We start from the raw sequence: 18,651 nt of genomic DNA, 5'->3' as shown, positions 1-18,651 counted from the left end.
GCAGCGGGCCGCTTGCCGCCTCGCCGGCCACGTCGACGCGCAGGATGGTTTCCGCACCGGCCGCCGGCAGCAGCCGCGCTGCCAGCTCGGCCGGCAGCTGCGGCCTGATGGCGCCGAGCAGGCTGCGTGTGATCTCGGAGCGTGGGTCGGCAAACACCGACCAGACCGGCCCTTGCTCGACGATGCGTCCGGCGTCGATCAACGCCACGCGGTCGGCGATGGAACGGATCACCTCCATCTCATGGGTGATCAAAAGGATGGTCAGGCCAAGCTGCCGGTTGATGTCCTTGAGCAGTGCGAGGATGGAGCGCGTCGTCTCCGGATCGAGCGCCGAGGTGGCTTCGTCCGACAGGAGCAGCGCCGGGCGCGCGGCAAGCGCCCTGGCGATGCCGACCCGTTGCTTCTGGCCGCCCGACAGCGACGCCGGATAGGCCTTGGCTTTCTCCGACAGGCCGACAAGATCGAGCAGTTCGGCGGCGCGCTTCAGCCTCTCGGCTTTCGGCCGGCCCTCGATCTTCAGCGGCAGCGCCACATTGTCCTCGACGGTCTTGGCCGACAGCAGGTTGAAATGCTGGAAGATCATGCCGATGCGCCGCCGCAGCGGCTGCAGGTCGCGCTCGCCGAGCCGGCTGATCTCGCGGCCCTCGATGAACACCTCGCCGGAGTCAGGCCGTTCCAGCCCGTTCAGGCAGCGGATCAGCGTCGATTTGCCGGCGCCGCTGCGGCCGATGATACCGAGGATCTCGCCCTTGCGCACGGTCAGCGAAATGCCGTCGAGCGCCGCCGTCACACCGAAATGGCGCTTCAGGTCGACAAGGCGCACGACATCCTGAGATGCGTCGGGCCGGGTCTGGGTCGGATCGGCGGTCTCCCCGGATGCCGTGATATGCTGGTTCATGAATATTCCTGTTCCCGAAAACGCAATCGCGGCCCGCGCCTGAGCGCGGACCGCTGTTGCTCTCGAACCGGGCTTCCGGCCGAGGACCGGATCAATAGGCGCTGAGGCCGGTGCCCTTGTAGACCTTGTCGAACTCGGCCTTCACCGCCTCGTTCTGATAGGAAGCCACCAGCGTCTTCACCCAGGCCTCGTTCTCGTTACCGGTCTTCACCGCGATGAAGTTGCGGTAGGGATTGTCGGCGATAGGCTCCTGCGCGATGCGGTTTTCCGGCGACAGGCCGCTTTTCAGCGCCCAGTCGGTGTTGACCACGGCCGCATCGAGATCCTCGACCGAGCGGCCGACGATACCGGCGTCAAGTTCCTTGATCACCACCTTCTTCGCGTTCTCGGCGATGTCGGCGGTGGTGGCCAGAATGCCGGTGCCATCCCTGAGCTTGATCACGCCCTCGTTCTGCAGCACGCGCAGCGCCCGGCCTTCATTGGATGGGTCGTTGGGCACGCCAATGACCGCGCCCTCGGGCAGGTCGGCAACCTTGCTGAACTTCTTAGAGTAGAGGCCGATCGGCCAGACGCCGGTATAGCCGACACGGACGATGTGGTAGCCTTGCGTCTTGATCTGGTTGTCGAGATAGGGCTGGTGCTGGAAGGCGTTGGCGTCGATCTCGCCGCGCTCCAGCGCTTCGTTGGGCTGGGTGTAGTCGTTGAATACCACCGTCTCGATGGCAAGGCCCTTTTCGGCGGCTTGCGCGACGACGACGCGCCAGACGTCCTCGTCCTCGCCGCTGATGATGCCGACCTTGATCGCCTTCTTGTCCTCGGCAAACGACGCATGCGGTGCAATCAGGCTGCCGATCGCGACGACTGAGGCGAACAGCAGAGCAAGGCCACTGCGCCGGTTGACGGTTGACCCGGGGGAAGATGGCAAAGTGTTCTTGAAGTCAGTCATGATTGATCTCTGCGGTTGTGAAGTCATGGCAGCGAGGCGGATTGCCTAGCCTTGGTCGCATCCTCAGAAATTCTATCAAGTTTATCAAAGAACGCGTTTCGCCATTCTCGCCAAAGCCGGGAATATTCTCTCAAAATTTTCAAGAGCGTGAGCAAAAGCCGCTGCTTGGCCGGCCGCAGCGGATCGCGGCGCGATCTTGCGCGCGTCTGGAGGTCGTCAGATTCTCAGAGAGCTCAGCGTGCCGTCAAAGCGCGATCCAGGCCGCCTTCAGTTCCAAATATTTCTCCAGCGCGTGCAGCGACTTGTCGCGGCCGAAGCCGGACTGCTTGACGCCGCCGAGCGGCACGGTGATGTCGGCGCCGCCATAGGTGTTGACGTGGACGACGCCGGCATTGATGGCGCGCACCATGCGATGCGCGGTGGAGAGATTGGCGGTCCACACCGCGGAGGCAAGCCCGTAGACGGTCGAATTGGCAAGCCGAACCGCCTCCTCCTCGGTCTCGAAGCGCATGACGCCGAGCACCGGCCCGAACACCTCCTCGCGCGCCAACTGCATGTCCTGCATGACATTCTCGAAGATCGTTGGCGCCATGTAGCTGCCACCGGTCTCGGTCAGCATCCGCTGGCCGCCGGTGACGAGACGGGCACCTTCTTCCGTGGCCCTGGCGACGAAACCGAGGTTCTTGTCCAGCTGTTCGGCGCTCGATACCGCGCCGACATCGCTGGTGAGATCAAGCGGATCGCCGACTTTGAGCCGCATGGTTGCCGAGAGCAGTTCGTCCATGAAGCGGTCGTAGACCGCTGACTGGACGAGAAGCCGCGAGCCGGCGACGCAGACCTGGCCGGAATTGCGGAAGATGCCATTGGCCGAGACGACCGCTGTCTGTTTCAGGTCCGGGGCGTCGGCAAAGACGATGTTCGGCGACTTGCCGCCGAGTTCGAGGAAGACGCGCTTCAGATTGGAGCGAGCGGAATATTCGAGCAGCCGCCTGCCGACCGGGCCGGAACCGGTGAAGGCGATGGCGTCGACATCCATATGCAGGCCGAGCGCCTCGCCGGTGACCGCGCCAAGCCCGGTGACGACGTTGAGCACACCGGCGGGCAAGCCGGCCTCGCTTGCCAGTTCGGCCAGCCGCAGCAGCGTCAGCGAGGCGATCTCCGGCGGCTTGACCACCACGCAATTGCCGGCGGCAAGTGCAGGCGCGATCTTCCAGGCACCGATCATCAGCGGGAAATTCCACGGCACGATGACGCCGACGACGCCGAGCGGCTCCTTGTGGATCAGTCCGAGCACATTCTCGGCCGTCGGCGCTATCTCGCCATAGACCTTGTCGATGGCCTCGGCATAGTAGCGGATGGTGCCTGCCGCCGACAGCGGTTCTGCCTTGTAGGCCATGCCGATCTCGGTGCCGTTGTCGCGCACACCGAGCACGGCGAGCTCATCGGCGTGTTTCTCGACCAGCTCGGCGAATTTCGTCAGCACCTTCTTGCGAAAGGCGGGTGTGGCGCGCGACCACGAGCCCTTCTCGAACGCCTTGCGCGCCGACTTCACGGCGCGGTCGATATCGGCGGCGTTGCCGTCGGCGATGCTGGCGAAAGGTCGGCCGTCGATCGGCGACGTCACCGGCAGGCTTGCGCCGCTTGTTGCCTCGACCTGCACGCCATCGATGAACAGGCCCTGCGCGCCGATCTCCGTCTTGCGCAGCGTTTCGATGGCATTCTGACTGATCATTGGTGACGGACTCCAAGGGAAACATGCAATGTGGTTGGCGCGCGGAATTCCCAGCCGCGAAACACCGGTTCCCTGCTCGGCACAAGGCTGAGATCGGGGAAGCGTTGGAGCAACAGCCGCACCGCAAGGCACATCTGCTCGCGTGCGAAGAACCGGCCCGAACAGAAATGATGGCCGAAGCCGAAGGCGGCATGGTTGCCTTCGTTGCGGTTGATGTCGAAGCGGTCGGGATCGGCAAAGCGGCTCTCGTCGCGGCTTGCCGAAGCGACGAGGGCGGCGACGGCAGCGCCGGCCGGGATCGTCACGCCGCCAATCTCGACTGCCCGCGTCGTCTGCCGCGTCTGCGTACCGATCGGCGCCACCCAGCGCAGGCCCTCGTCGACCGCCCTCGGCACGAAAGTCTCGGGATCGGCGAGCACCTGCCGCAATTGCTCGGGATGGGCCAGCAGGCCGGCGAGGATCGAGCCGGCGCCATGTCCGGGCTCCTGCATGCCGCCAAGCAGAATGACCTTGATGCTGGGCATCAGAAAGTCGATCGGCCGCGTCGTGCCCTCCGGCATGCCGTCATGCAGCATATGCGACAGCGCCGAGTCATCTGGCTGGCGCGCAAGTCTTTCCAGCGTCGGCAGGATGGCGTCGCCGACCTCGGCACTGATTGCGTCGGCGATCTCCTGCCGTTTCGGATCGTTCTCGAAATTGATGGCGCCCTGGGCAAGGCCGTAGAACCAGCGGCGCAGCGTCGGCATATCGATGCCGGCAAGGCCGAGCGAGCGCGCCAGGCTGAGCGTCGACACCGGCTCGAAATAATCGGTCATCAGCTCGGCGGAGCCCTGGTTGACGATCCGGTCCAGAAAAGGTTCGGCAATCGACCGCACGAGGTCGCCGGCATAGGCGGCGACGGTGCGCGGCCGGTATTTCGGGTCGACGCCTTGGCGCAGTTGCTTGTGCGTCTCGCCATCGGTGGTCAGGATGGTCGGCTTGCCGAAGGAACGCTCAACTGGTGACGAGCCGACGACGGCGGAGAAGATCTCGGGCGACTTGGCGACGCTCTCGACATCCTTCCAGCGGGTGACGAACCAAAGATTGACCGCCGGCACGAAAGCGACCGGCGCACTGCGCCTGAGCTCTGCATAGATCGGGTAGGGATCGGCTTCCAATGCCTCGACGGTGATATTTTCGGCAAAGCTCAAATCCGCCACTCCCCTTGTGGTGTAAGGGGCGGCGTGGCATGCCGCCCCTTTGCTTTTCTCAATCTTTCAGCGGCTGGCCGAGGTTTTTGAACGCGACCGGATCGCGGCTCTTCAGCGCGCTGGCCAGCAGCAGGCCGACGATCGCGGCGATCAGCACCAGCCCCGGCAGGAACACGCCAAGGAAACCGCCGGCTCCCGACAGGCTGCCGAAATTGATGACGATCAAATAGATGATGATGACGAAGGCGATGAAGGTCAGCCCGGGCAGGATGGTGGTCTTCAGCGCATTCTCGTGGGCCGCCGGGTTGGCGCGGAAGAACATCACCACGGCAAGCGATGCCACCGCCATCATCGCGATGACACCGAGCGTCGCGACATTGGTCAGCCACGAAAACAGCGCCAGCACCGGATCGAGGCCGAGCACGGCGAACAGGCCGACAACGACCGCGGCGAGCACGCTCTGGATGACGGAAGCGACATGTGGGCTCTGGTGCACCGGATGCGTCACGCCGATCGTCTGCGGCAACAGCTTCTCGCGGCCCGAGACGTAGATGTAGCGCGCAACCGCATTGTGGAACGCCAGCACGCCGGCAAACAGGCTCGACACGAACAGGATGCTCATCGCCTGCGAAAGCATCGTGCCGGCGTAGCGGTCGGACAGGCCGAACAGGAAGGTCGTCGGATCCTGCAATCCCTGCAGCGTCGGCAGCAATTTGTCGACACCGGCGCCGACCGCCATCAGCCATGCCGTGAGCATGTAGAAGACGCCGATCAGCACGACCGAGAAATAGGTGGCGCGCGGAATGGTGACCTTTGGGTCGCGGGCTTCCTCGGCATAGATCGTCGTCGCCTCGAAACCGATGAAGGCGGCGAAGCAGAACAGGATGGCGATGGCCGGCGAGCCGCTGACGATCTGGCTCCAGCTGAATGGCGCCGCCGACAGGCCGCTATCGCCGCCGGTCTTGAGGATGGCGATATCGAGGATCAGCACCACAAGATATTCGCACAGCACCAGCACCGTCAGGATCTTGGCGGAGAGGTCGACCTGCCGATAGCCGAGCACGGCGACCAGCGCGATGGCGATGAAGCTCCACACCCACCAGGGCAGGTTGATGCCCCAGCCGGCGAACAGGCCGGCGGTTGCGGCGCCCAGCAGGCCCATGACGCCGATCTGCATGGCGTTGTAGGACAGGATGGCGATCAGCGCCGTGGCGCCGCCGGCCATGCTGCCGAGGCCGCGTGCGGCATAGGCATAGAAGGCGCCGGCATTGCCGACATGGCGTGACATGGCGACATAGCCGACCGCGAACAAAAGCAGCAGCACGGTCACGATGAGATAGGTGCCGGCAAAGCCGGCGCCATTGCCCATCAGCATGCCAAGCGGCGTGCCGCCGGCGACTGCCGTGAGTGGGGCGGCCGCAGAAATCACCATGAAGGTGATGGCGCCGACGCCAAGACTGTTCTTGCGCAGCCTGTTGGCCGGCGCCTGTTCCGAGACTGCTGTCATTGATCCCTCCTGTTTGCAAACCCTTGAGTTCGCCGGCCGAATGGCCTGTCCCATGCACTCTGGCGGTTGGTTCATTATTTGAACCGTTATTTTGAATATAGACTTGCAAACAATGCTGATGCCTGTCAAGTTAATTCACACGTTAAATGATTGTCCCGAACGGGGAGGCAAATTTGAGTACGGTCGGAAAAGCGATCTCGCTTCTGGAGCTGTTCAACGTCGACGAGCCCGAGCTCGGCCTGTCCGATCTGGCGCGCCGCTCGGGCTTCGACAAGGCGACGACAAGGCGGCTGCTGGTAGCGCTGGCCGGCCGTGGTTTCGTCGAGCAGGATGCGGGTACGCGGCACTATCGCCTCGGCGCCGGGCTGTCGCGGCTGGCGCGCATCCGCGAGGCGCGCTTTCCCTTCCTGCAGACGGCCGTTCCGCTGGTGCGGGACCTGGCCGCATCGACGGCCGAGACCGTGCATTTGTCGGAATTCGGCGTCGACAGGCTGGTCACCGTCAACGTCGAGCATCCAGCATGGGCAAACCGGGTCAACATCGACATCGGTCAGTTGCTGCCTTTGCATTCGACCGCGTCGGGCATCGCCTATCTGGCCTTCGCCCGCGACGAGACCGTCAAGGCGTGCCTGACGGGTTCGCTCGATGCCTTCACGGCCCATACGCTGATCGAGCCGGCCGCCATCTCAAGATCCATGGGCGAGGCGCGCGAGCGCGGCTATTCGATCTGCGACCAGGGCTATGAGGAAGGTGTGATCAGCGTCGCGGCGGCAATCCGCGGGGCGGATGGCTTTGCGCTCGGCACCATCGCGGTGGCGGCGCCAAAGGCCAGAACGACGGCGGCCGCGATCACGGAGCGGGGACTTGCCGTGAGGGCGGCGGCACGGGAGATTTCCATGCGCCTCAACGGTGAAAACCTGCAAACCCTGAGGAGGCAGGCCTGATGCCCTCGGAGACAGCACCCCGCATCCTGGTCATCGGCACGGGCGACACAAAGGCCGAAGAGCTGTTGTTCATGAAACAGTGCATCGAGCAGTCGGGCGGCAGCGCCGTGATGATGGATGTCAGCGTGCTGGGCGACCCGCCCTACAGTCCGGACCACGATAAGCACGCCGTGGCGCGGGCGGTGGATGTGACGATCGCCGAGATCGTTTCGAGTGGTGACGAGAACACCGCCATGACGCTGATGGCCGGCGGCGCCGTGCAACTGGTGCGCAAGCTCCATCAAAACGGCGAGATTGACGCCTTCATCGCCATCGGCGGTTCGATGGGAACCGATCTGGCGCTCGACGTGGCGCTTTGCCTGCCGCTCGGCGTGCCGAAATTCGTCGTCTCGACCATCGCCTATTCGCACCTCATCCCACCCGAGCGCGTCGCGCCCGACCTGATGATGATCCTCTGGGCGGGCGGGCTGTACGGCCTCAACTCGATCTGCAGGCTGGTCCTGTCACAGGCCTGTGGTGCGGTCGTCGGCGCGGCGAAAATCGTGCTGGCGTCGCGCGTGTCGGCGCGGGCAACAGGCCCGACCATCGGCATGACCTCGCTCGGCAGCAGCTGCCTGCGCTACATGAAGACGCTGAAGCCGGCGCTGGAACAGCGCGGCTATGACGTTGCCGTCTTCCACACCACCGGAATGGGCGGCCGCGCCTTCGAATCGATTGCCGGCCAAGACCATTTCTGCGCGGTGTTCGACTTCAGCCTGCAGGAGATCACCAACCATCTCGCGGGCTCCGTCGTCAGTTCCGGCACCGACCGGCTGGAGAATGCCGGTGCCCGCGGCGTTCCGCAGATCGCAGCACCCGGCGCGGTCGACATGGTCGACCTGCCGACCTGGCAGGATTTGCCGGCTAAATTCTCGACGCGACCGTTTCATGCCCACAACAGGCTGATCGCTTCGATCACCGTCGATGCCGACGATCGCCGCCAGGTCGCCAGGACCATCGCCGCCAAGCTCGGTGCCGCCAGAGGCCGCTCCGCCTTCATCCTGCCGTCCCAGGGCATCCAGGAATGGGACGTGGAGGGCGAGCCGCTCTATGAGCCGGAAGCCCTGGCCGCCTTCACTGACGAAATGCGCAAGGTCATTCCCGCCGGCGTCGAGTTCCACGAGATCGACGCTCACATCAACAGCGACGACTTCGTCGGCAAGGCGCTCGAGATCTTCGACCGCTGGGTCGAGGAAGGCATCGTTCCGCGCGGCAAGCCGGCCGAGGGAGTGGCGGCGTGAGTGCTGTTCCCGTCCAGGCGCTTGTCCTCGATTTCGGCGGCGTCGTCACCCGCACGCTGTTCGAGACCCACGCCTTGACCGAACAGGCGCTCGGCCTCGCGCCGGGGACGCTGCAATGGCGCGGGCCGTTCGATCCGGGCAGCGATCCGCTGTGGCGCGCCATGCAGGCCGACGAGATCAGCGAGCGTGACTATTGGCGCACACGCACAAGCGAGGTCGGCCGTCTGGTGGGGGAGGACTGGCAGGCGATGGAGACCTTCGTCCGGCGCGCGCGAGGGGCCGAGCCGGAAAAGGTGGTGCGGCCGGAGGCTGACAGCACCATTCGCACGGTGCATGCCGCCGGTTTTCGACTGGCCATCCTGTCCAATGAACTCGACCTGTTCTACGGCGCCGACTTCCGCCAGCGGCTGCCGTTGCTCGGCCTGTTCGATGTTATCATCGACGCCACTTACACCGGCATCCTCAAGCCCGACCCGCGTGCCTATGCCTTCGTCACCGAGGCGCTTGGCCTGCCTGCCGGCGCTTGCGTCTTCGTCGACGACCAGCGGCGCAATGTCGATGGCGGCTGTGCTGCCGGCATGCGCACGGTGCATTTCGACGTCGCTCGCCCGGCTCATTCCTATGCCGAGGCGCTCGGCCATTTCGACCTCGTCCCAGTTGCCTGAGATTTTTGCGGAGTCCATTATGCGCGACATCAATTTTCTCACCGAAACCAACGCCAAGCCGATCTGGCATCCGATGGCGCATCCGGCCGAGATGCGGGCCAACCCGCCAAAGGTGATCATGAAAGGCGAGGGTGTGATGGTCACCGACATCGCCGGCAACACCGTGCTCGACGCCGTCGGCGGCCTGTGGAACGTCAATCTCGGCTACAGCTGCGAACCGATCAAGAAAGCGATCGCCGACCAGCTTGGCGCGCTGCCCTATTATTCCGGCTTTCGCGGCACCTCGACCGGCCCGTCGATCGAGCTCGCCTACGAACTCTGCGAATGGTTCGAGCCAGAAGGCATGGTGCGGACGTTTTTCACTTCGGGCGGCTCGGATTCGGTCGAAACGGCACTTCGGCTGGCGCGGCAGTACTGGAAGATCCGCGGCCAGGCCGACCGGACCAAGTTCCTGGCGCTGAAGAAAGGCTACCACGGCACGCATTTCGGTGGCGCGTCGGTCAACGGCAACGCCAATTTCCGCCGCAACTACGAGCCGCTGCTGCCGGGCGTCTTCCACATTCCTGCGCCCTGGACCTTCCGCAATCCGTTCGACGAGACCGACCCAGTGCGGCTGGCAAAACTCTGCGCCAGGGCGCTGGAGGACGAAATCGCCTTCCAGGGTGGCGACACCATCGCCGCTTTCATCATGGAGCCGGTTCTCGGCGCCGGCGGCGTCATCGTTCCGCATGAGAGCTTCATGCCGCTGGTGCGCGAAATCTGCGACCGCCACGAGATCCTGCTGATCGCCGACGAAGTGGTGACGGGCTTCGGCCGCACCGGCGCATGGTCGGGTTCGCGTCTGTCCGGTGTGAAGCCGGATTTCATGACCATCGCCAAGGCGATCACTTCGGGTTATTTCCCGCTCGGCGCCACTTTGATCGGCGCCAAGGTCGCCGATGTCTTCGAGGCCGACAAGACCAGCTTCGGCGCCATCGGCCATGGCTATACCTATTCCGGCCATCCTGTCGGCTGCGCCGCGGGTCTGGCGGCGCTTGCCGAGACCAAACGGCTGCGCCTGAACGAGAACGCGGCCGCGCGTGGTGTCGAACTCGCAGCCGTGCTGGAGGGGCTGAAGGCGAAGCATGCGATCGTCGGCGATGTCCGGTACAAGGGCCTGATGGCGGCGCTGGAGCTGGTCTCGGACCGCGCGACGAAAAAGCCCGCCGACAAGAAGACCATGGCATTGGTTTCGGAGGCGGCCTACGAGGCCGGCGTCATGCTGCGCGTCTCCGGTAACGCCATCATCCTGTCGCCGCCGCTTATCGTCAGCGCCGCGGATGTCGCGAGGATCGGCGAAGCATTGGATGCAGGCCTGTCGAAGGTCTGACGGTTATTGGAGAGAACGGAGTTTCGAGACGCAATGACTCAACCGCAAGAAGCGTTGGTTAGCCGGCGCTCGCGCCTGCTCGGTGCGAAATCGCAATTGTTCTATGACGAGCCCGTGCACCTGGTGCGCGGCGAAGGTGTCTGGCTCTACGATGCCGACGGCCGCAAATATCTCGACGCATACAACAACGTCGCCCATGTCGGCCACTGCCACCCCTATGTGGTCGAGGCCCTGTGCCGGCAGGCAAGCCTGCTCAACACCCACACGCGCTATCTTCACACCGCCATCCTCGACTATGTCGAGCGGCTGACCGCGACCTTCGATGCCAGCCTGTCGACCGCCATCCTGACCTGCACCGGCAGCGAGGCCAACGACATCGCGCTGCGCATGGCGCAGGCCGCCACCGGCCGCATGGGTATCATCGCCACCGACGCCACCTATCATGGCAACACCGCGGCGGTTTCGCAGCTCAGCACCCGCATGCCGCCGGTCGGCGGCCGCGCCCGCAATGTCAGGCTGGTGCCGGCGCCTGACAGCTATCGCCATCCGGCTGCGATGGCCAACGGCAAAGCCTTTGGCGACGCAGTGCGCGAAGCCATCGCCGCGCTGGCAAAGGACGGTATCGGCCTGTCCGGCATCATCCTTTGTCCGCTGCTCGCCAATGAAGGCTTTCCGACGCTCCCATCCGGCTTTTTCGACGACGCGATGCGCGCGGTGCGTGACGCCGGCGGACTGGTCATCGCCGACGAGGTGCAGCCTGGTTTCGGCCGCACCGGCAGTCATTTCTGGGGCCACCAGCGCGCAGGCTTCGTTCCCGACATCGTCACCATGGGCAAGCCGATGGGCAACGGCCATCCAATCGCCGCCGTGGTCACATCAAGGGAGATATTGGCGACCTTCCGCAACGCCTTCCGTTATTTCAACACCTTCGGCGGCAATCCGGTTTCCTGCGCGGTGGCCAATGCCGTTCTCGACGTCATCGAGCAGGAAGATCTCGTTGCCAACGCGCGTGACGTCGGCGCCTATGCACTCAACCTGCTGCGCCCGCTCGCCGATCGCCATGAATGTATCGGCGAGGTCAGGGGCGCTGGCCTGTTCTTCGGCGCCGAACTGGTTCACGACCGCAAGACGCGCGAACCGGCGCCCGACATTGCCGAGCAGGTCGCCAACCGGATGCGCCAGCGCGGCGTGCTGATGGGCAAGACCGGCATCCACGGCAATGTGTTGAAGATCCGCCCGCCAATGCCGTTCTCCCGCGACAATGCCGACTTCCTGATCGGCGTCCTCGAAGAAGTGCTTGGCGAAGTCGGCGGAGTGAAGGCGTGAGCGCAGTCTCCGCGCAATCCGAACCCGAGACGGCAGCCGACGTCACGGCGCTGGCCAGGCGCGCGCTCGCCCATTGGGGCATTGATGAGGGTGAGCCGGAGCTGCTGAAATTCCGCGAGAACGCGGTCTTCCGGATCCGTCTGCCCGATGGCCAGCCGGCCGCCATGCGCATTCACCGGTTTGGCTATCACACGGACGCCGCCCTGCGCTCGGAACTGCAATGGATGGGTTTTCTGCAATCGGCCGGCATCGCCACGCCATCTGCGGTCGCCACGCCGGCTGGCGATCTGTTCGTGCTTGTCAGCGCGAACGCCTCAATGCAACCCCGGCAAGTCGATTGCCTGAGCTGGCTGGAAGGCCGCGCCGTCGGCGCGCGAGGCGTGCCGCTGGATTTTACGCCCGAGCAGGCAAGACAGATCTTTACCGAGATCGGGCGAACCATCGCCCACATGCACAATGTCACAGCAGCCTGGACGCCTCCGTCCGGCTTTGCCCGCCATGCCTGGGATTTCGACGGCTTCTTCGGCGCGAACCCGAATTGGGGGCGTTTCGAGACCTCGCCCTTCCTCGACGGTCCTCGCCGGGAGCTGGTTTTGCGGGCGCGCGAAAAGGCCGTGCGCGCGCTATTGACGTATGAACGCAGTGCCCGCAATTTCGGCATCATCCACGCCGACCTGGTGCGCGAGAATGTGCTCGTCCATGATGGTGCGATCCGCATCATCGACTTCGACGATTGCGGCCATGGCTGGCACATGTACGACCTTGCCGTCGCGCTTTACCAGAACCGCGATGAGGCGATCTATCCGCTGATCGAGGACGCTTTGCTCAAGGGCTATCGGCAGGAGCGCGAACTGACGGCGCGCGACATCGCCGCGCTGCCGCTGTTTTCTGCCTTGCGGGCCTTCGCCTTCCTCGGCTGGGTGCAGAGCCGCGTCGAAGGCGACATCACCAGGGAGGTCGGCTTGCGCATGTCGGCCATCGCAGCCGATGTGGTGATTGCCTATCTGCATGGCGAATAAGGCCGATTGATAAGAACTGGCGGAACCGTCAGCCCTTCGCGAAATGGATGCTGACCGTGCCCGAACTGCCGAAATCGGCGACGATCGTGTCGCCGGGTCGCGCCTCGACCGGACGCACGAACGACCCGGAGAGAACGACCTCGCCGGCAGCGATCGACATGCCGTAGCGGGCGAGCCTGTCGGCCAGCCAGGCAATGCCCATCGCCGGATGGTTGAGCACGCCGGCGCCAAGCCCGGTCTCCTCGACCTCGGCATTGCGCGAAACGATGGCGCCGATCCAGCGCATGTCGGTCTCATCAGGCCGCTGCGGCCGGCCGCCGATGACGATGCCGGCATTGGCGGCATTGTCTGAAATGGTGTCGAAGAAGGTACGCGCCTTCTTCGTCTCCGCATTGACGCGCTCGATGCGCGTATCGAGGATTTCGAGCGCCGGCGTGATGTAGTCGGTGGCGTTGAACACGTCGAAGATCGTCACGCCGGGGCCTTTCAGCGGCGCCTTCATGACGAAGGCGATCTCGGCCTCGACGCGCGGCTGGATAAAGCGGCCGGCCGGAACCGACGCGCCGTCATTGAAGAACATGTCGTCGAACAGCACGCCCGAATCCGGCGTGTCGATGGCGAGCGCATATTGCATCGCCTTGGAGGTGAGGCCGATCTTCCAGCCCTTCGGCTTCAGCCCGGCATCGATCTTGCGCGTCACCAGCGCTGCCTGCACGCGATAGGCATCCTCCATCGTCGCCTCGGGAAAATCGAGGCTGAGCAGCCGGATCTGGCGGCGTGAACGCTCGGCCTCGAACAGCCGTGCCGCGGCGTCTTCCACTTGCTCCGGGGTCATGCTGCTTCCTCGTCGACGACGCTGTTGCGCAGCACGCCGATGCCGTCTGCCTCGACCTCGATGACGTCGCCCGGCTTCAGCCAGATCGGCGGCTCGAAGCGGGCGCCGGCGCCCGTCGGCGTGCCGGTGACGATGATGTCGCCCGGCACCAGCGTGGTGAAGGTCGAGACATAGGCGATAATCTTGCGAAACGAGAAGATCATCCGGCTGGTGCGGTCCTGCTGGCGGATTTCGCCATTGACGCGGGCGGTCAGCGCGATGTCGGCGATCTGCTCCGCGTCGGTGAACGGCACCAGCCAAGGGCCGATCGAGCCGCTGCGGTCGAAATTCTTGCCTTGCGTGACGTTGAACTTGGCATGCCGCACCCAGTCGCGGATGGTGCCTTCATTGCACAGCGACAATGCCGCAATATGGCTGAGCGCGTTGGCCTCGGCAATGCGCCGTCCCGCCTTGCCGATGACGATGACGATTTCGCCCTCATAATCGAGCTGCGGGGATTCCGGCGGCCGCACCAGCGGCGCGCCATGGCCGACGAAGGAGCGGGGAAAACGGACGAACAGCGACGGATTCGAGGGTGCTGCCTGGCCGTCCTTGTACTCCTCGTTGCGGTCCGGATAGTTGACGCCGACGCAGATGATCTTTTCCGGCGAAGGGATCGGAATTTCGTAGGCAATGGCGTCGAGCGGGAAATCGATCGGGAAGGCCTCGGCCTCTTCCGCCAGCCGCCGCAAGGCGCCGGCCTCGATCGCTTCCCGCAGCGTCGGCCACTGGCCGTGGCGCGCCGACAGGTTGATGACACCCTTGCTGGTGACCGCGCCATAGCGCGCCTTGCCGCCGACGGTGAAGGTGGCGAGCCGTGCGTGTTTCATGCTGCGGCTCCGGCAATGGTGGTGGGCGAGGATGGCGCTCTACGGCGCCCCCCTCTGTCCTGCCGGACATCTCCCCCACAAGGGGGGAGATCGGATGTCATCTCTGCCTTCGCCAATTTCCAACGCTGCAACAGAGGCGCTGACCATGGGCCTAGCCAATCTCCCCCCTTGAGGGGGAGATGTCCGGCAGGACAGAGGGGGGCGCCACGGAACGCTGACATCTCCAAAATCCCACTCACGGCGCAATGATCGGCGAAGCCGCCAAATCCGGCTGGCGCGCCTCCGCCCCGGCAAACGCACTGCCCTCCTCGAACCAGCTTTTCGGCGCCGGTGCGCCCCACAGCGTCTGGCGCTGCGGGTCCTTGAGGTCCCACTTGATCGGCTCCAGGTCCGGATCGACCGTCTGGTAGTCCGAACAGTAGATCTCGATACGGTGGTTGTCCGGGTCGCGGACATAGAGGAAGAAGGCGTTGGAGATGCCGTGCCGACCAGGGCCGCGTTCGATGTTCGGCAAATAGCCCGTGGTCGCCATCAGGTCGAGCAGGTCGATGATGTTGAGCGGCGTCGGCACCCAGAAGGCGACATGATGCAGGCGCGGGCCGATGCCGTTGGTGAACGCGATGTCGTGGACGCCGCCCTTGCGATGCGTCCAAGCTGCCCAAAGCTTCCCGGTTGCGGCATCCTCGGTGTATTCGGTGACGCGAAAACCGAGCTCGTTGTAGAAGGCGACGGACTCGTCGACATTGGGCGAGAAGCAGTTGAAGTGGTCGATGCGTAGCGGCTTGACGCCCTTGTAGAGCGCATATTTCTGATGGATCGGCGGCAGCCTTTCCATCTGGGCATAGAACTCCAGCGGAATCCCGTGCGGGTCGCGCGTCCGAAAAGTGCGCGACTGGTAGGGCCGCTCGACCCATTCCACCGGCAGGCCCTTGCCCTTGAAGAAATACTCGGCCTTATCGAGGTCCTCGTCCGAAAAGACCTTGAAGCCGAGGTCGCGCGCTTCCGGCGTCGTCGCCTTGCGCAGCACGATGCAGTGATGGCCACGTTCCTCCATGGCGCGCAGGTAGATGGCGCCTGATGTCTCGTCGGTAACCTGCAGGCCGAGCGTGTCGACATAGAAGGCGCGGGATTTGGCGAGGTCGGTGACAGCCAACTCGACATGGCTGAGGCGCACGATGTTGAAGGCGGGGTAGAGATTGGGTTTGGGCAAGGGCATCCGATTTCCTCCGGTCAGCCGCCGAGTTTCTGGATCGCGTGCGCCGTCGTCGCGAAGGCGACGTTCTTCGTCTCCATGTAGAAGTCGAAGGAATGGTCGCCGCCGTCGCGGCCGATGCCGGAATTCTTGACGCCGCCGAAGGGGGTCGGCAAATGCCGCACGTTCTCGGAGTTAACCCAGATCATGCCGGCCTCCAGCGCATCGGTGAAACGGAAGGCGCGGGTGACGTCAGAGGTCCAGAGATAGCCGGTCAGGCCGTATTGCGTGTCGTTGGCCAGCGCCAGCGCTTCCGCCTCGTCGTTGAACGCAATGGCGCTCAGCACCGGCCCGAAAATCTCCTCCTGCGCGATGCGCATGCCGTTGGTCACGTTGGTGAACAGGGTCGGGCCGACATAACAGCCGCCTCCCGGTCCATCGACCTTGCCGCCGCCGACGGCCAGCGTCGCCCCCTCCGACCTGCCGATGTCGATATAGGACAGCACCTTCTTTTCATGCACCGGATGGATCAGCGGCCCGGCCACCGTTTTCGGATCGAGCGGGTGGCCGACGACGATGCGCTTCGCCCTCTCCGCGACTTTGGCGGTGAAGCTTTCATAGATCGAGGCTTCGACCAGAAGCCGCGACGACGAGGTGCAGCGCTCGCCATTCAGCGAATAGATCATGAATACGGCGGCGTCGGCGGCGCGCTCGAGATCGGCGTCGGCAAAGACGATCACAGGGTTCTTGCCGCCAAGCTCGAAATGCACGCGCTTCAGCGTGCCGGCGCCTTGCTTCATGATCATCGAACCGGTGCGGCTTTCGCCGACAAAACCGATCGCCCTGATGTCGGGATGCTCGGTCAGCGCCTTGCCGGCGTCTTCACCAAGGCCGTTGACCAGGTTCCATACGCCTTTCGGCAGGCCGGCCTCCTCGGCGATCTCGACCAGCAGGCGGGCGGTCAGCGGCGAGAATTCAGCCGGCTTATGAACCACGGTGCAGCCGGCCGCCAGCGCTGGCGCAATCTTCCACGTCGACAGCATGAACGGTGTGTTCCACGGCGTGATGATGCCGACCGGGCCGATCGGAACGCGCGTCGTCATATTGACCTGGCCTGTCGTACGCAGCGTCTCGCCGTCGCGCGCTTCGGGCGCGCGGTCGGCGAAGAAACGGAAATTCTCGGCACCGCGCAGCGCTGCCTTGGCCATGAACTTCAGCGCCTGGCCGGTATCCATGCATTCGACAAAAGCGATCTCCTCGGCGCGCGCTTCGATTGCGTCGGCGATTTTGTGCAGCAGCTTCTTGCGTGCCTCGCCAGGCATGGCTGCCCAGGCTGGGAACGCCGCCTTCGCCGCCTTGGCGGCGCGGTCGATGTCGGCGGCCCCGCCGCGCGCGACGCTTGCCAGCGGCTTGAGGTCGACCGGCGACAGCGTTTCGAACGTCGCGCCATCGAGGGCCGGCACCGCCTCGCCGCCGATCTGGTTCAAAACGCCATCGCGCTTGAAGCGGGCCAGATAGGCCTCGGCCTTTTTCAGATTGCCTTGCAGGTCGGACATGTCGGGTTCCGTCACTTGCCGCGCAGCCGCGGGTGGATTGCGTTTTTCTTCCAGCTGAGCACCGGGTCGATTTCCCGGATTTCGAGCGACAGGGCGAAATGCGGGGTCTCGAACAGGGTGGCAAGGTATTCGCTCACCGCCGCGAAGACAGCCTCGCCGGTCCGCTTCTTCTCGTCCGGGCTGCGGCCGGTGCCGATGCGAAACGACATGTCGAGAAAAGCGTTTTCCGGCAGGCTGTCGGCCATCGCGTAGGCCTCGGCGCGAAAGGCCCGCACCCGCACGGCGCCGGTCTCGAACAGCCCGGTGTCCAGCACTGTGCGCAACACCAGCGCGCACAATTCGTCCATATCGACCTTGGCATCGAGATTGGCCGAATACTCGATGGAGAAGTGAGGCACGGCGCTTCGTTTCCCTGGGTTATTGCTTTGTTGTAGTTAACGCGTTAATTACATGCCGCATCCGCGAAGTCAAGTCTTGCATCGGCCTTGGCGCAACGATACGGGATGGCAGGAACGGGCCCCGGCTGGCGGATTCGGCCGAGGGAAGGCCTGTTTCGATCGCAAGCGTGGGAGGCTCTTTTTTGCTGCCTGAAAATACCCGTCGTTCCCTGCCGATGGCGCTGCTTCATGCCCGCGAAGCGGTGATGGCGCGGTTTCGGCCGATGCTTGCGGCGCATGACGTGACCGAACAGCAATGGCGCGTGCTGCGTGTGCTCAGCGAAGCCGGCCCGGTCGAGGCGACGGAACTTGCCGATCGCGCCTCGGTTTTGCCGCCCAGCCTGACGCGCATCATCAAGGCGCTCGAGGGACGCAAATTCATCACCCGCAACAAGGCCGAAGGCGACGGCCGCCGCGTCGTGCTGACCATTGCGCCTGCCGGCTCCGCCCTGATCGACGCCCTGTCGCCCGAGCGTCGCGTCATCTATGACGACATCGAACAGCGTTTTGGGCATGAGAAGCTGGAGCAGCTCCTCGACCTCTTGGAGAGCTTGATCGACGGCGAGAGCTGAGCGGTCGGTCCTGGCCGTTTCGTCCAGGCTCACCCGCCAAAGCTGCCCAACCGTGTCGGCTGCGTATAATTCCGGTCGACATAGAGCAGGGCCGAGCCGCCGCTGCCGTGCCGGACATCGATGACGCGGCCGATCATGACATTGTGCGTGCCGACGACATGCACGGTCTCGATCTCGCAATCGAAGTTGACGATCGCATCCGACAGCGCCGGCGTGCCGGAGGTCAGCGTCTGCCAGCGCGCCGAGGCGTAGCGCGCCTCCATGTCCCTGGTCGCGCCGGCGAACTTTCCCGCCAGATGCATGTGGTCATGCGT

18 protein-coding genes are annotated in these 18,651 nt (G+C 64.5%); 7 read left to right on the top strand and 11 right to left on the bottom strand.

Going from position 1 to position 18,651, the window contains the following annotated elements; genetic code table 11:
- The 5 genes from ENZ75_RS02500 to ENZ75_RS02480 form a co-directional block, all read right to left on the bottom strand.
- A partial coding sequence (locus ENZ75_RS02500; protein ID WP_128277878.1) for an ATP-binding cassette domain-containing protein occupies window positions 1–898 on the bottom strand: 898 nt, incomplete at its 3' end.
- A 91-nt stretch (window positions 899–989) separates the two neighbouring features.
- Window positions 990–1,844, bottom strand: a complete 855-nt coding sequence (locus ENZ75_RS02495) for a MetQ/NlpA family lipoprotein (RefSeq protein WP_013528557.1) — start codon at window positions 1,842–1,844, stop codon at window positions 990–992.
- A gap of 244 nt (window positions 1,845–2,088) precedes the next feature.
- Entirely contained in the window at window positions 2,089–3,576 is a 1,488-nt protein-coding gene (locus ENZ75_RS02490) for an aldehyde dehydrogenase (protein ID WP_063169690.1), read from the bottom strand.
- Window positions 3,573–4,775 (bottom strand): cytochrome P450, encoded by a 1,203-nt coding sequence (locus ENZ75_RS02485; protein WP_245458406.1) that lies wholly within the window; start codon window positions 4,773–4,775, stop codon window positions 3,573–3,575. Before ENZ75_RS02485 ends, ENZ75_RS02490 begins: the two co-directional genes overlap by 4 nt.
- 49 nt (window positions 4,776–4,824) lie before the next feature.
- A complete protein-coding gene (locus tag ENZ75_RS02480; protein ID WP_027161147.1) occupies window positions 4,825–6,273 on the bottom strand; it encodes an APC family permease in 1,449 nt (482 codons plus the stop codon).
- Between the two features lie 173 nt (window positions 6,274–6,446).
- On the opposite strand from ENZ75_RS02480, the gene ENZ75_RS02475 reads away from it, so the two are divergent.
- The 6 genes from ENZ75_RS02475 to ENZ75_RS02450 are packed head-to-tail and all read left to right on the top strand — an operon-like array spanning window position 6,447 to window position 12,876.
- Window positions 6,447–7,217, top strand: coding sequence for an IclR family transcriptional regulator (locus tag ENZ75_RS02475; protein WP_063169692.1), 771 nt, complete (start codon window positions 6,447–6,449; stop codon window positions 7,215–7,217).
- Complete coding sequence (locus ENZ75_RS02470) at window positions 7,217–8,497, top strand: Tm-1-like ATP-binding domain-containing protein (protein ID WP_063169693.1); 1,281 nt, start codon at window positions 7,217–7,219, stop codon at window positions 8,495–8,497. The genes ENZ75_RS02475 and ENZ75_RS02470 overlap by 1 nt, the downstream gene beginning before the upstream one ends.
- Window positions 8,494–9,162: an HAD-IA family hydrolase gene (locus ENZ75_RS02465; protein ID WP_063169694.1), complete on the top strand. Its 669-nt coding sequence runs from the start codon at window positions 8,494–8,496 to the stop codon at window positions 9,160–9,162. The genes ENZ75_RS02470 and ENZ75_RS02465 overlap by 4 nt, the downstream gene beginning before the upstream one ends.
- A 19-nt stretch (window positions 9,163–9,181) precedes the next feature.
- Entirely contained in the window at window positions 9,182–10,531 is a 1,350-nt protein-coding gene (locus tag ENZ75_RS02460) for an aminotransferase class III-fold pyridoxal phosphate-dependent enzyme (RefSeq protein ID WP_063169695.1), read from the top strand.
- Window positions 10,532–10,564: 33 nt separating this feature from the next.
- Complete coding sequence (locus ENZ75_RS02455) at window positions 10,565–11,857, top strand: aminotransferase class III-fold pyridoxal phosphate-dependent enzyme (protein ID WP_063169696.1); 1,293 nt, start codon at window positions 10,565–10,567, stop codon at window positions 11,855–11,857.
- On the top strand, window positions 11,854–12,876 hold the full coding sequence (locus ENZ75_RS02450; protein WP_063169697.1) for a phosphotransferase: 1,023 nt from the start codon (window positions 11,854–11,856) through the stop codon (window positions 12,874–12,876). Before ENZ75_RS02455 ends, ENZ75_RS02450 begins: the two co-directional genes overlap by 4 nt.
- 28 nt (window positions 12,877–12,904) lie before the next feature.
- Here the strand turns inward: ENZ75_RS02450 and hpaH are convergent, their stop codons facing one another.
- From hpaH to ENZ75_RS02420, 5 genes are all read right to left on the bottom strand, one after another.
- Window positions 12,905–13,711 (bottom strand): 2-oxo-hept-4-ene-1,7-dioate hydratase, encoded by an 807-nt coding sequence (hpaH, locus tag ENZ75_RS02445; protein ID WP_063169698.1) that lies wholly within the window; start codon window positions 13,709–13,711, stop codon window positions 12,905–12,907.
- The gene (locus tag ENZ75_RS02440) at window positions 13,708–14,580 is read right to left on the bottom strand and encodes a fumarylacetoacetate hydrolase family protein (protein ID WP_063169699.1); all 873 of its coding nucleotides are present in this window, start codon (window positions 14,578–14,580) and stop codon (window positions 13,708–13,710) included. Before ENZ75_RS02440 ends, hpaH begins: the two co-directional genes overlap by 4 nt.
- Window positions 14,581–14,815: 235 nt before the next feature.
- Window positions 14,816–15,796, bottom strand: a complete 981-nt coding sequence (hpaD, locus tag ENZ75_RS02430) for a 3,4-dihydroxyphenylacetate 2,3-dioxygenase (protein WP_063169700.1) — start codon at window positions 15,794–15,796, stop codon at window positions 14,816–14,818.
- Between the two features lie 14 nt (window positions 15,797–15,810).
- Window positions 15,811–17,328 carry a 5-carboxymethyl-2-hydroxymuconate semialdehyde dehydrogenase gene (gene hpaE / locus ENZ75_RS02425; RefSeq protein WP_063170418.1) on the bottom strand — a complete coding sequence of 506 codons (1,518 nt, stop codon included), beginning with the start codon at window positions 17,326–17,328 and terminating at the stop codon, window positions 15,811–15,813.
- 11 nt (window positions 17,329–17,339) lie between these two features.
- On the bottom strand, window positions 17,340–17,726 hold the full coding sequence (locus tag ENZ75_RS02420) for a 5-carboxymethyl-2-hydroxymuconate Delta-isomerase (protein ID WP_013528543.1): 387 nt from the start codon (window positions 17,724–17,726) through the stop codon (window positions 17,340–17,342).
- Window positions 17,727–17,941: 215 nt separating this feature from the next.
- Here ENZ75_RS02420 and hpaR point away from each other — a divergent pair, with 215 nt between their 5' ends.
- Window positions 17,942–18,337, top strand: coding sequence for a homoprotocatechuate degradation operon regulator HpaR (gene hpaR, locus ENZ75_RS02415; RefSeq protein WP_224620863.1), 396 nt, complete (start codon window positions 17,942–17,944; stop codon window positions 18,335–18,337).
- Between the two features lie 29 nt (window positions 18,338–18,366).
- Here hpaR and ENZ75_RS02410 read toward each other — a convergent pair.
- On the bottom strand, window positions 18,367–18,651 hold a 285-nt coding region (locus tag ENZ75_RS02410; RefSeq protein WP_206617009.1), incomplete at its 5' end, for a flavin reductase family protein.

It is taken from the genome of Mesorhizobium sp. M7A.F.Ca.CA.002.04.1.1 (assembly GCF_004022805.1).
In the GTDB taxonomy this organism is placed as follows: domain Bacteria; phylum Pseudomonadota; class Alphaproteobacteria; order Rhizobiales; family Rhizobiaceae; genus Mesorhizobium; species Mesorhizobium ciceri.
Note: the sequence above shows the minus strand (reverse complement) of the source record. Positions and strands in the feature narration are given on the sequence as shown.